Source organism: Nigerium massiliense (genome assembly GCF_000826085.1).
Lineage (GTDB): Bacteria > Actinomycetota > Actinomycetes > Propionibacteriales > Propionibacteriaceae > Propioniciclava > Propioniciclava massiliense.
Genome location: NZ_CCYM01000003.1, coordinates 497,576 through 510,565, shown reverse-complemented (window position 1 = coordinate 510,565; position 12,990 = coordinate 497,576). Strand labels below are relative to the sequence as shown.

11 protein-coding genes are annotated in these 12,990 nt (G+C 70.0%); 7 read left to right on the top strand and 4 right to left on the bottom strand.

From position 1 onward, the window contains the following. Positions 1–45: 45 nt before the first annotated feature. The 3 genes from BN1187_RS08785 to BN1187_RS08775 all read left to right on the top strand — a co-directional run bounded on the left by BN1187_RS08785 (position 46) and on the right by BN1187_RS08775 (position 2,765). Positions 46–786: a VIT1/CCC1 transporter family protein gene (locus BN1187_RS08785; protein ID WP_040160924.1), complete on the top strand. Its 741-nt coding sequence runs from the start codon at positions 46–48 to the stop codon at positions 784–786. Positions 787–1,001: 215 nt separating this feature from the next. Further along, positions 1,002–1,889, top strand: a complete 888-nt coding sequence (locus BN1187_RS08780; protein WP_040160922.1) for a PAC2 family protein — start codon at positions 1,002–1,004, stop codon at positions 1,887–1,889. A gap of 3 nt (positions 1,890–1,892) precedes the next feature. Further along, positions 1,893–2,765, top strand: coding sequence for an acyl-CoA thioesterase (locus BN1187_RS08775; protein WP_040160920.1), 873 nt, complete (start codon positions 1,893–1,895; stop codon positions 2,763–2,765). Between the two features lie 12 nt (positions 2,766–2,777). Here the strand turns inward: BN1187_RS08775 and BN1187_RS08770 are convergent, their stop codons facing one another. Continuing rightward, positions 2,778–3,734 (bottom strand): sigma-70 family RNA polymerase sigma factor, encoded by a 957-nt coding sequence (locus BN1187_RS08770; RefSeq protein ID WP_390620218.1) that lies wholly within the window; start codon positions 3,732–3,734, stop codon positions 2,778–2,780. Between the two features lie 159 nt (positions 3,735–3,893). Next, entirely contained in the window at positions 3,894–6,035 is a 2,142-nt protein-coding gene (locus tag BN1187_RS08765; RefSeq protein ID WP_040160917.1) for a S9 family peptidase, read from the bottom strand. A gap of 218 nt (positions 6,036–6,253) precedes the next feature. Here BN1187_RS08765 and BN1187_RS08760 point away from each other — a divergent pair, with 218 nt between their 5' ends. Both BN1187_RS08760 and BN1187_RS14865 read left to right on the top strand, forming a co-directional pair. Next, positions 6,254–7,567 carry an RNA polymerase sigma factor gene (locus BN1187_RS08760; protein WP_052462537.1) on the top strand — a complete coding sequence of 438 codons (1,314 nt, stop codon included), beginning with the start codon at positions 6,254–6,256 and terminating at the stop codon, positions 7,565–7,567. Continuing rightward, the gene (locus BN1187_RS14865; RefSeq protein WP_040160915.1) at positions 7,567–8,055 is read left to right on the top strand and encodes a GNAT family N-acetyltransferase; all 489 of its coding nucleotides are present in this window, start codon (positions 7,567–7,569) and stop codon (positions 8,053–8,055) included. Before BN1187_RS08760 ends, BN1187_RS14865 begins: the two co-directional genes overlap by 1 nt. An 8-nt stretch (positions 8,056–8,063) precedes the next feature. Here BN1187_RS14865 and BN1187_RS08750 read toward each other — a convergent pair whose 3' ends face one another. Together BN1187_RS08750 and BN1187_RS08745 are read right to left on the bottom strand one after the other, a co-directional pair. Continuing rightward, complete coding sequence (locus BN1187_RS08750; RefSeq protein ID WP_097677350.1) at positions 8,064–8,579, bottom strand: O-acetyl-ADP-ribose deacetylase; 516 nt, start codon at positions 8,577–8,579, stop codon at positions 8,064–8,066. 85 nt (positions 8,580–8,664) lie between these two features. Continuing rightward, positions 8,665–8,856: a DUF7455 domain-containing protein gene (locus tag BN1187_RS08745; RefSeq protein ID WP_040160911.1), complete on the bottom strand. Its 192-nt coding sequence runs from the start codon at positions 8,854–8,856 to the stop codon at positions 8,665–8,667. A 251-nt stretch (positions 8,857–9,107) separates the two neighbouring features. Between BN1187_RS08745 and BN1187_RS08740 the strand changes: the two genes are divergently transcribed. Continuing rightward, positions 9,108–11,198 carry a DNA gyrase/topoisomerase IV subunit B gene (locus BN1187_RS08740; protein WP_040160909.1) on the top strand — a complete coding sequence of 697 codons (2,091 nt, stop codon included), beginning with the start codon at positions 9,108–9,110 and terminating at the stop codon, positions 11,196–11,198. A gap of 79 nt (positions 11,199–11,277) precedes the next feature. Then, positions 11,278–12,864, top strand: a complete 1,587-nt coding sequence (locus BN1187_RS14510) for a carbonic anhydrase (protein WP_072042028.1) — start codon at positions 11,278–11,280, stop codon at positions 12,862–12,864. Positions 12,865–12,990: the final 126 nt, after the last annotated feature.

Here is a 12,990-nt window from a genome sequence, read left to right as displayed (position 1 = left end):
CTCACCTTGCTGGCACGTCGGGAGAGGAAAGCGGAGAATGGTGCAGTGAACAGTGTCCCCGCCACGTCCGATTCCGAGTCCACCCGCCCCGAACCCCACGCCGACACCAACCTCGCGCACAAGCTGAACTGGCTGCGCGCGGGCGTCCTCGGCGCCAACGACGGCATCGTGTCCGTCGCCGCGACCCTGGTCGGCGTCGCCGGCGCCACCTCCGCCATCGGCCCGATCGCCGCCGCGGGCACCGCCGCCGTGGTTGGCGGCGCCATCTCGATGGCGCTCGGCGAGTACGTCTCGGTGTCGTCGTCGTCCGATGCGCAGACCGCCCTCATCGCAAAGGAGAGGCGCGAGCTGGAGGAGGATCCCGAAGGCGAGTTCCAGGAGCTGGTCGGCCTCTACGAGGAGCAGGGGCTGTGCCGCGAAACCGCGACGATGGTGGCCACCGAGCTCACCGAGAAGGACGCGTTGGGCGCCCACCTCAACATGGAGCTCAACCTCGACGAGGACGAGGTGGTCAGCCCCTGGCAGGCCGCCGGGTCGAGCTTCCTGTCCTTCGTCATCGGGGCGCTCCTGCCGTTCCTGACGATGGTGCTGTCGCCGGCCGACATCCGTGTGCCGGCGACGTTCGTGGTCACGATCGTCGCGCTCGCGCTGACCGGCGCGACGGGGGCGTATCTCGGTCAGGCCCGCATCGGACGAGCGACGATCCGCGTCGTCCTGGGCGGCATCGCCGCGCTCGCGATCACGTTCCTGGTCGGCCGGCTCCTCGGGACGTCCGGGACCTTCTGACGGGCGGCGTCGTTCCCGGTCGCGGTGCGAAAGTACCGATCCGGTGCGACTTTCGTACCGTCTCGACGTCCCCGCGTGGGTGACAGCGGTGCGGCATGCCTAGATTGGGACCCGGCAACATGCCCGATGGAGGGGACGGACCAGGCACCGTCCCCTCCATTCATCGGCCGAAGTCCCCGGTCGGCGTCCGCGGGCAGAGCAGTAGAGTGAGCCGCATGCTGGATCCCCGAGAGCTCTACACCGTCCACGCCGATCAGGTGGAGGCGCTGGCAGGGCGGGATCTCGTGATGATCCATCTGCTGACCGGCTATATCGACGCCGGCGGCGTCACGAGAAACCTCGCCGAGCACCTGCTGCTGCAGAGCCCTCACCAGCCGGTCGCCGAGTTCGACGTCGACCAGCTGCACGACTACCGCTCACGTAGGCCCGCCATGACGTTCGACGTGAACCGTTGGGCGGACGCCGAGATGCCCGAGCTGACGCTCGACCGCGTCACCGACGAGCGCGGCGTCGACTACCTGCTGCTCAGCGGCCCCGAACCCGACACGCAATGGAAGCGGGCGGCGACCGCGATCCTCGACCTGGCGGCGGCGCTGGGCGTCACCCGCCTCGTCACCGCGACGGGCGCGCCGTTCGGCGTCCCCCACACGCGTCCCGTTTTGGTGACCGAGCACTCGACCGCCCCCGACTTCGTCGACGAGAACCCGGTGCTGTTCGACCGCGTCCAGGTGCCCGGCAGCTTCGCGGCGCTGCTGGAGTTGAGCGCCGGACGCCGGGGCATGCTCGCCCGCGGCTTCGTCACCCACGTCCCGCACTATCTGGCGCAGGGCTCCTATCCGCCGGCCGCTGTGGCCGGGCTGACGCGCCTGATGGACGCGACCGGGCTCGCCCTGCCCCAGGAGCCGCTGATCGGCACCGTGCAGCCGACGCTGGATGCCCTGTCGACCGAGATGGGACAGGACGAGGACCTGCCCGCCCTGGTTTCCGCCCTGGAACTGAAGTACGACGAGTTGGAGCGCCGCGACCGCGGCGTCCCGTCGGCCGAGGAGATCGGCCAAGCCGTCGAGCAGTTCCTCGCTCAGCAGTCCGACGACGAGGAGTAGCCCATGCCGCACACCCTGCCCGAGCTGGTCGATCTGCTCGACCTGGAACAGATCTCCGCCGACCGGTTCCGTGGCCAGCACCCCAACACCACGATGCAGCGCACCTTCGGCGGCCAGGTGCTCGCCCAGGCGCTGTCCGCCATGTACGACACGGTGGACGACGGACGCATCTGCCACTCGTTGTCCGGCTACTTCGTCCGGCCCGGCTCGACGCACGCGCCGCTGGAGTACCAGGTGCAACGCGTGCGCGATGGTGGGTCGTTCTCGACGCGGCGCGTCGTGTGCAGCCAGAACGGTCAGGACCTGTGCATGACATCGGCGTCCTTCAAGGCGCCAGAGGACGGCCTCGAGCACGCGGTGCAGGCCTTCGAGCCGCCGGCCCCGCCCGAGATGTGCCCCTCCCTGATGGACGTCCTCGCCGTGCGCTCGTCTCGCGTGGTGGAGGAGTGGGAGCGGGAGTGGGCCGCGCTCGACGTGCGCTACGCCGACAGCTCGCTGACCAACCCGACCGAGCAGGGTGCGTCGCCGCGGCTCCTGGTGTGGGTGAAGACGGCCGGACGCCTCGGCGACGAGCCACGTGCCCACCAGCAGATGCTGGCCTACGCCAGCGACCTCACCATCCTGTCGGTGAGCACGCTCACCCACCCGGTCAACTTCTTGTCCCCGAAGATGCAGGCGGCCACGATCAACCATTCGATGTGGTTCCACCGCCCGATCCGGGCCGACGAGTGGGTGCTCTACGAGCAGTCGTCGCCGAGCGCGTCCAACGGGCTCGGCCTGTCGCAGGGCCGGCTGTACGCCGGCAACATCCTGGGTGCCTCCTGCGCGCAAGAGGGGCTCATCCGGGTGCGACCGGACGAGCCCCTCCAGGACTGATCAGACGACGAATCAGGCGGCCAGCGCGCCGTTCTCCTTGAGCTGCGCGATGGCGTGCCGCTCGATCTGGCGGACACGCTCGGCCGTGATGCCCCACACCTGCGCGATGTCGGCCAGCTTGGCCTGCCGGCCGTCCATGAGCCCGTAGCGGCGGCGCACCACGTCGGCGGACCGGTCGTCCAGGGTGGCCAGCATGGCGTCGAGCCGGGCGCGGTCCTCGGCGTCCAGCACCATCTCGTCGGGGCCGGGGGTCTGGTCGCGCACGATCAGGTCGCCGAGGGCGGTGTCGCCGTCCTCCTCGACCGGAGCGTCCAGGCTGACGTGCTCCCGGGCCAAGCGGATCAGATCGACGACCTTCGCCTCCTCGATGCCGAGTTCGTCGGCGATCTCGTCGATCTCCGGCTCGCGGCCGAGGCGGCGCTCCAGGTTGCGGCGGGCGGACGAGACCTGGTTGATCTGCTCGGCGACGTGCACGGGGAGCCGGACGATACGACCCTGCTGGGCGATGCCGCGGGAGATCGACTGCCGCACCCACCACGTGGCGTAGGTGGAGAACTTGAAGCCCTTCGCGTAGTCGAACTTCTCGACGGCGCGGATCAGGCCCGTGTTGCCCTCCTGCACCAGGTCGAGCAGCGGCATCTGCTGGCGCCCGTACTTGCGCGCCACCGACACGACCAGCCGGAGGTTCGCGGTGACGAACCGATGCATGGCGGCGTCCCCCCGGCGGACCAGCTCCTCGAGCTCCTCGCGGGTGGCCTTGACGCGACGGCGGCCGCCGCGCTCGGCGTCGGTGGTGGTGTTGTCGAGGATCGATTGGGCGTACAGGCCCGCTTCGATCTCGCGAGCGAGGAAGACCTCCTGCTCGGCTGTCAGCAGCGGAGTCTTGGCGATCCCGTCGAGGTAGAGGCCGACGGCGTCCTTACCCTCGATGCCCTCGCTGGAACGGGCCCGGCGTGCAGTCGCGATCATAGAAATCCTTTCGTCGTCGGTAAGTACAACGCGCCCGACGGTGATTTTGTTCGGGCTCCGCCCCTAAAACACCCTGAGAAGCGCCCTGAGTCGCCATATTCCTCCTGTGGACCCACCCGAAGGTACGACCACGGGCCGGCGATCGGGTCAACCCGGCCGCTAGCCGGCGGCCGGACCGGTGAGCTGGTCGATCAGCCAGGCCAGTTCGAAGGCGCGCTGGCGCCAGGCCTCGTAGCGCCCGGAGACCCCACCGTGGCCCGCGACCATCTCGGTGCGCAACATGATGGGACGCTGCGGGTCGTCCGGAACCGTGTCGCGCAGGCGGGCCACCCACTTGGCCGGCTCGGTGACCTCGACGCGGGTGTCGTTCAGCGATGTCGTGGCCAGGATCGCCGGGTAGGGGACCGACGCGATGTTCTCGTACGGGCTGTACGACTTCATGTAGGCGTAGACCTCGGGGTCGTGCAGCGGGTCGCCCCATTCCTCCCACTCGACGACGGTGAGCGGCAACTCCGGGTCGAGGATCGTGGTCAGGGCGTCGACGAACGGGACCGCGGCGTGCACCGCGCGGAACAGGTCGGGGGCCAGGTTGATCGCCGCGCCCATCAGCAGCCCGCCGGCCGAGCCGCCCTCGGCCGCCAGCCGGTCTGGGCCCGTGTAGCCGGCCTCGACCAGATGCCGCCCCACCGCTACGAAGTCGCTGAAGGAGTTCTTCTTGGCCAGCATCTTGCCATCGTCGTACCAGGGCCGGCCCAGCTCACCGCCACCGCGGACGTGCGCGATGGCGAAGACGAAACCTCGGTCCAGCAGGGACAGCCGGCTGATCGCGAACGTCGGTTCCGTCGAATACTCGTAGCTGCCGTATCCGTACAGCAGGCAGGGCGCCGTCCCGTCGCGGGCGACGTCCGCGCGCCGCACGATGCTCACCGGCACGTGGACGCCGTCCGGCGCCGTCGCCCACGAGCGCTCCGTGACGTAGGCGGCGGGGTCGTAGGGGCCGTGCTGGGGATGGTCGAGGACGGGCGTCCGTTTGAGAACGGCGCGCTCGCCGGAGCCGAGGCGGTACTCGATGACCTCCGGCGGCGTGACGAGCGACTCGTAGTGCAGGCGGATGCGGTCGGCGTCCAGGTCGGCCTCGTCGGCGGCGTCCACCGTGTGGACGGCCTCATCGAACGCGAGCCGCTGCGGCGCGGACAGCGCCCCATCGGAGCCGCGGCGCAGGAGCGACACCGCGGTCATGCCGTCCGTGCGATGGCTCAGCACCAGCCCCGCGTCGTAGAAGGTGACGCCGGTCAGGCGCACGGCGGGGTCCTCGGGCAGGACGGTGGTCCAGTCGCCGGGGCCGGTGGAGTCCAGGGGGGCGCGGCTCAGCATGAACTGTTCGGCGCCGTCGTTGTGCAGGATGTAGAGCTCGTCGCGGCCGACCTCGACGCTGTAGTCGACGCCCTGCCGGCGCGGGGCGACGCAGCGCGGTTCGGCGGTCGGGTCGGCGGCCGGGACGAGGCTGGTCTCGGTCGTGAGCTTGCTGCCGGATTCGATGAGGATCCACTCGTAGCCGCGGGCGGCGTCCACGTTGAGCCAGAACCGCTCGTCGTCCTCGCGCACCACCAGCGCGTCCTCGGTGGCGGGCGAGCCGACCCGGTGGCGCCACACCTCGAAGGGCCGCCAGGTCTCGTCGACCCGGTGGTAGAACACCCAGTCGTCCCCGGCCCAGGCGCCGCCGGGACCGACGTCGGCCAGCGGCTCCCCGAGCGTCTCGCCGGTCGCGAGATCGACGACCGACAGCGCGTACCGCTCGTCGCCGGCGGTGTCGACGGAGTAGGCGAGGTATCGCCCGCTGGGGGAGACGTCCGCCAGACCGAGGGTGCAGAAGGAGTGTCCCTCGGCGAGGGCGTTGACATCGAGGATGACCTGCTCGTCCGGCACGGCACCGCCGGTGTCGGGCAGCGCATCGCGCCCGGTCGCGGGGACGCGGCACATCGTCTGGTAGTCCAGGCCCTCCGTCGTGCGCGTGTAGTACCAGTACTGGCTTCCGTCGGTGTGCGTGACGAAGGACGGGACGCTCAGGTCTGTCTGGAGCGTGCGTGCGGAAATGTCGTCGAACAGCGACTGCCGGAGCCCGGCCAGGTGCGCGGTGCGCGCCTCGGTGTACGCGTTCTCCTCGCGCAGGTACTGCAGCAGCCGTTGATCGCCCTTGTCGGCCATCCAGTGATACGGATCCTCCACCTCATCACCGTGATGACGACGCACGTAAGGTGTCGACGGAGCGTTCGGCGCGATCGGCTGCGGCTGTTCGGGCATGATGGCAACCTTACTGGGGTCGCGTTCCGGCCCCAGGGACGCGGGAGCAGTCCCGGTTGGCGCGGCCGGACCGCCGCGAAGGGTATGGCAGCCCGACGGCGGGCGGAAGATGCCGAGAGGTTTGGGTTGCGGCTCAGGCCGTGCCACAATGGCGGGAGCGCAAGGCATTGACAAGACCGTGTTTTTGCGCGCCCAAAATCCGGTGAGAGAGGACCACAGTGACTCCACGCGCGAAGGCGACCGAGAAGCCGTCCACTGCCGACAACGCTGCCGAGGGCCAGCCCCGGCGCACGCGTTCCACGGCGAAGAAGACGGCCACAACGGGTTCCGCCGCGAAGCCGGCCACCCGCTCGCGGTCCGCCAAAAACGCCGCGGCCGACGACGTCACCATCGCGACAGCCGTGACGTCGCCCTCGACCGTCGAGAACGTGAAGTTCCAGCGGGAGGGCGAGGACGTCGTCCTCACCGTCGGCGGCAAGAAGCGCACCCTCGACGACGTCGACGAGACGGAGTTCGAGCCCAAGGCCGCTGCCCAGGAGGAGAAGAAGCTCACCGAGGACGAGGGCTTCGTCGTCTCCGACACCGACGACACCGACGAGCCCGAGCAGCAGGTCATGGCCGCCGGTGCGACGGCCGATCCGGTGAAGGACTACCTCAAGCAGATCGGCAAGGTCGCCCTGCTCAACGCCGAGCAGGAGGTGTCGCTGGCCAAGCGCATCGAGGCCGGGCTCTTCGCCGACGAGTCCCTTACCGGCGGCAGCGTCAAGAAGGCCGACGAGGAAGACTACGAGTGGATCGCCGAGGACGGTCGCCGCGCGAAGAACCATCTGCTCGAGGCGAACCTGCGGTTGGTCGTCTCGCTCGCCAAGCGCTACACCGGACGCGGCATGCTCTTCCTCGACCTGATCCAGGAGGGCAACCTCGGCCTCATCCGCGCCGTCGAGAAGTTCGACTACACCAAGGGCTACAAGTTCTCCACGTACGCGACCTGGTGGATCAAGCAGGCCATCACCCGCGCCATGGCCGACCAGGCCCGCACCATCCGCATCCCCGTGCACATGGTCGAGGTCATCAACAAGCTCGCCCGCGTCCAGCGCCAGATGCTTCAGGATCTCGGTCGCGAACCCACGCCGGAGGAGCTGGCCGTCGAGCTCGACATGACGCCGGAGAAGGTTGTCGAGGTGCAGAAGTACGGCCGCGAGCCCATCTCGCTGCATACCCCGCTCGGCGAGGACGGCGACTCCGAGTTCGGCGACCTCATCGAGGACTCCGAGGCGGTCGTGCCCGCCGAGGCGGTCAACTTCACGTTGCTGCAGGAGCAGCTGCACGACGTCCTGGACACGCTCAGCGAGCGCGAGGCCGGCGTGGTCTCGATGCGCTTCGGCCTGACCGACGGGCAGCCGAAGACGTTGGACGAGATCGGCAAGGTCTACGGAGTGACGCGCGAGCGCATCCGTCAGATCGAGTCCAAGACGATGAGCAAGCTGCGCCACCCGAGCCGCTCGCAGGTGCTGCGCGACTACCTCGACTGATGGCGCCGCGCATCCGGCAGGCCACCGGGCTCGACCTGGAGGCCATGGCGCGCATGAAGAATGCCGCCTGGCGCGAGTCCTACCCGGGGCTCGTGCCGGACGACATCCTCGCGTCCCTGGACGACCGGGTCGACGGCACCGTGGCGCTGTGGCGTGAGCAACTGCTGAACGGCGTCTACCTGTGGGTGGTGACGGACGGCGACGACGTGGTCGGGCTGTCGCAGGCGCTGCCCGGCGAAGACGACGACATCGACATCCCGCTCGAACTCACGATGATGTACCTCCTCGACCGGGTCAAGGGCACCGACCTGTCGCGCGCGCTGCTGTGGACCACCATCGGCGACGCGGACGCCTACCTGTGGGTGCTGGCGGACAACACCCGGGCGCAGGCGTTCTACGCCAAGCACGGGTTCGTCGCGGACGGGGCACGTCGCGTCTCGGCACGCTCGCGGGCCGAGCAGATCCGGATGGCGCGCCGCTCGGAGTGACGTTGGGCTCAGGAGCCCAAGGCCTGCTCGAACGCGGCCAGCGCCTCGTCCGAGAACAGGACGAACGAGACGGTCGCCACGCCGGGCGCGCCGCTGGCGCGGATCGCGTCCACGGCCACCCGGGCGACATCGTGGACGTCCCAGCCGTAGACCCCGGCGCTGATCGCGGGGAAGGCGACGGAGGCCGCGCCGAGCCCGGCGGCGACGTCCAGTGACCGGGTGAAGCACGAGGCCAGCAGGGCGGGATCGGTCTGGCCGCGGTGCCGGTTCGGCCCGACCGTGTGGATCACCCAACGGCACGGAAGACGGAACGCCTCGGTGGCGACCGCCTGGCCGACGTCCAGGCCGTCCGGCAATGCCGAGCGTCGCAGGGCGCGGCAGGCGGCCAGCAGCTCGGGGCCGGCCGCGCGATGGATGGCGCCGTCGACGCCTCCGCCGCCGAGCAACGAGCGGTTCGCCGCGTTGACGATGGCGTCCACGCGCTCGGTGGTGATGTCGCCCCGGTGGGCTTCGATCGCGGTCATGGCGGTCATCCTGCCTCGTCGGAGGTAGAACGAGCGAGGGCCCCGGGACGGTGTCCCGGGGCCCTCGTCACGTCTGGTCGGCGAGTCAGCTGAGCTTGTTGGTCTCGTCGTGGATGTTGAGAGCGACCTGCTTGAGCTTGTCCTCATGCGCACGCGCGTGGTGGGCGCAGAAGAGGAGCTCGCCTCCGGACGGAAGCGTCACGCGGAGATAGGCTTGGGCGCCGCAACGGTCACAACGATCAGCAGCCGTCAGGGTGTCGATCACAGATGTGCTCATGGGAGCTTCCTCTCTGCAGGCGTTCCGGTCGGATCGTTCGGCACCTGCATGGTTCTCAACATCAGGTGTGCAGCCATTGTTCCCGCCTACGGGGCCGACCCTACCTGCTGGGGGACCCCGTCCGCGTAGCGCGCGCCAGACTCAGGGACGATTCGGGGGCCGGCCTCCTTCGGGGGGTGTGCCCGCGCGGCCTCGGGCCCGCCGGAGAGCCGCGCGCCGAAGTGTCGGTGCGGGTGGCTACCCTCTGTTCGGTGAGCACGACGCCGACGAAACCGAAAAAAGACAGCCGCGATTACGAGGCCCGCCACCTGCTGGTGCTGGAGGGGCTCGAGGCCGTCCGCAAGCGACCCGCCATGTACATCGGCTCCACCGACACCCGCGGGCTGATGCACTGCCTGTGGGAGATCATCGACAACGCCGTCGACGAGGCGCTGGCCGGCTTCGGCGAGAACATCGAGATCGTGCTGCAGGCCGACGGGGGCATCGTCGTCCGCGACGAGGCGCGTGGCATCCCGGTCGACACCGAGCCGCGCACCGGCCTGTCCGGCGTCGAGGTGGTCTTCACCAAGCTCCACGCCGGCGGCAAGTTCGGGGCGGGCTCCTACAACGCGACCGGCGGCCTGCACGGGGTGGGCGCGTCGGTCGTCAACGCGCTGAGCTCGCGGCTGGACGTCCAGGTCGACCGCGACGGCTTCACCTGGGAGATGTCGTTCCGCCGGGGCGTCCCGGGGACGTTCGACGGTGACGGCCCTGAGGCGCCCTTCACGCCGGGCGGGGGGCTGCGCAAGGGCCGCAAGACCGCCAAGGGCAAGACCGGCACCCGCATCCGGTACTGGCCCGATCGGCAGATCTTCCTCGCGGACGCGAAGCTGTCGCTGACGCACCTGTTGGCGCGCGCCCGCCAGACGGCGTTCCTCGTGCCGGGGCTGCAACTGCAGATCCGCGACGAGCGCACCGACGACCACGCCGAAGAGAGCTTCCGCTACGACGGCGGCATCAGCGAGTTCTGCGAGTACCTGGCCGCCGACGACCCCGTCACCGAGGTGGTGCGGCTCGACGGCCACGACGAGTTCACCGAGACCGTCCCGATGCTCGACGACAACGGCGCGATGACGCCCACCGACGTGACGCGCCCCCTCGACGTGAGCATCGCGTTGCGCTGGGGCTCCGGCTACGACACCACGGTCCAGTCGTTCGTGAACATCATCGCCACCCCGAAGGGCGGCACCCACGTGCAGGGGTTCGAGCGCGGCCTGGTGCGCGCCTTCGGCCGCTCATTGGAGGGCACCCGGCTGCTGAAATCGGGTGAGGAGGTCACGAAGGAGGACATCCTCGAGGGGCTGACCGCGGTGGTGACGGTGAAGCTGCCCGAGCCCCAGTTCGAGGGCCAGACGAAGGAGGTGCTGGGCACCCCGCCGGTGACGCGGCTGGTGGCGCGCATCGTCGACAACGAGCTCACCTCGTTCCTGACGACCACCAAGGCGGCCCAGCGGACGCAGGCGCGCGCCGTCATGGAGAAGGTGGTGGGGGCGTCCCGCACCCGCGTGGCCGCCCGGGCGCACAAGGAGAACCAGCGTCGCAAGAACGCGCTCGAATCGTCCACGCTGCCGGCCAAGCTGTCCGACTGCCGCAGCACCGACGTCGACCGAACCGAGTTGTTCATCGTCGAGGGCGACTCGGCGCTGGGCACGGCCAAGCTCGCTCGCAACTCCGAGTTCCAGGCGCTGCTGCCGATCCGCGGCAAGATCCTCAACGTCCAGAAGGCGTCCGTGGGGGACATGCTCAAGAACGTCGAGTGCGCCTCGATCATCCAGGTGGTCGGCGCCGGGTCGGGCCGCACGTTCGACCTCGACGCGGCGCGCTACTCCAAGGTGATCTTCATGGCGGACGCGGACTCCGACGGCGCTCACATCCGCTGCCTGTTGGCCACGCTGTTCTTCAAGTACATGCGGCCGATGCTCGAGGCGGGTCGGGTCTACACGGCCGTCCCGCCGCTGCATCGGTTCGAGCTGACCAACCCGCGCAAGGGGCAAGAGAAGTACCTTTATACGTACTCAGACGCCGAGTACCACCGCAAGTACGCCGAGCTGACGAAGAAGAACACCCACTTCAAGGAGCCCCAGCGCTACAAGGGTCTCGGCGAGATGGACGCCGACCAGCTCAAGGAGACCACGATGGATCCGCGGCACCGCACGCTGCGTCGCATCACGGTCGAGGAGGGCGAGGCCATGGAGCAGGCAACGCGCACCTTCGAGAAGCTGATGGGCAACGAGGTGGCGCCGCGCAAGGAGTTCATCGTCGAGGGGGCCTACGCCCTCGACGCGGAGCGCATCGACGCCTGAGTGTGGCCCTGGCCGGTCTTCCTCCGCGGCGCCGCCAGGGAGTTGAAGGGCCGTGGAGCGAGGTTCGAGGATGAAGGCTATGAACAAACTGTTGTGGTTGCGCGAGGAGACCCGTCCGACGGAGCGCCGGACACCGCTGGTGCCCGACGACGTGGCGAAGCTGGCTGACGAGGGCGTGCGCGTCGTCGTGGAGCGCTCGCAGCGCCGCGTCTTCAGCGACGACGACTACGCCGCCGCGGGGTGCGAGCTCGCCGCGCCGGGCTCGTGGAAGGACGCCCCCGGCGACGCCGTCGTCCTGGGCATCAAGGAGTTGCCCGACGCGCCCGCCGACCTGACGCACCGGCACATCTTCTTCGCCCACGCCTACAAGGGTCAGGAGGGGGCAGACGACCTGCTGCGCCGCTTCGTCCGCGGGAGCGGGCAGCTGCTGGACCTGGAGTATCTGACCGACGACGACGGGAGGCGGTTGGCCGCGTTCGGCTATTGGGCCGGGTACGTGGGTGCAGCCCTGGGCGTCCTCGAGCTGGCCGGCAAGCTGCCGGCGCCACTCCAGGCGACCAGTCGCGAGAGCCTCGACACGGCGCTGCGGGCGGCAGGGCAGGAGCTGGCCGAGCGTGACGTGACGGCCCTGGTGATCGGCGCGCGGGGCCGCAGCGGGCGCGGAGCGCTGGAGGCGCTCGGGGTGGCCGGCGTGCGGGCCACGCCGTGGGACCTCGAGGAGACCGCGACCCTAGACCGGGAGGCGCTGCTCGGGCACGACCTGCTGGTCAACTGCGTGCTCGCGACGACGCCCATCCCGCCGTTCGTGCGCGCCGAGGACGTGGCCGACCCCCGGCGCCGGCTCTCGGTCATCGCCGACGTGACCTGCGACGTCCACTCGGACATCAACGTGCTGCCGATCAACCGCGACATCACCACGTGGTCGCAGCCCGTCCGTGACGTCGGCGCGGCCGAGAAGCCCCTGCGCGTCATCGCGATCGACAACCTGCCCTCGCTGCTGCCGCTGCAGGCCAGCGAGAGCTTCTCGGCCGAGCTCTCCGCGGTGCTGGCGGGCCTGTGGGAGGACGCCCCCGAGTGGCGCCGTGATGCGGACCTGTTCAAGACGGCCGCCGCGTCGCTCGAGAGGGCGGGGGCGGAGGCGTCCGGCGTCGGGCAGGCCTCCGATGAGCCGGGCGCCGGGTTCGAGGACCTGCTGGCCTTCAACAACGAGCGGTACGCCATCTCTGCGCCGCACGGCTTCGACGGCGTCGCGCACGCGGGCGTGCTGATGGTGACGTGCATGGACTCCCGACTGGAGCCGCTGGAGATGATCGGCCTGCGCATCGGCGAGGCGAAGATCCTGCGCACGCCCGGCGGGCACGTGACGCCGGACGCCTTGTCCGGGTGCGTGCTCGGCGTCCACCTGCTGAACGTGGACCGCATCCTCGTGGTCGAGCACACCCGGTGCGCCGCGGCGGCCAACGATGACGCGGGCGTGCGTCGGGCGATCTGGGAGAAGTCCGGCGTCGACACCGGCGACTTCGCGTTCGGCGCCGACCCGAACCAGGAGGAGCGGCTGACCGCCGACGTGAAGCTGCTGCGCGAGCATCCGCTCATCGCCGGACGGGCCCGGGTCGGCGGTTTCATCCTCGACGTCGACACCGGCAAGCTGCGCGCGGTCGTGTGACGGCCGGGCCCACCCGGCCGCCGTTAGGGGCCGTCGACCGGGTGGGCGTCCGTAGGGCCCGGGTGCCGTCGAGGAGGCGCTCGTCCTCCTCGTCCCCCCGTGGCACGTGGTCGGAATCGAAGCGTA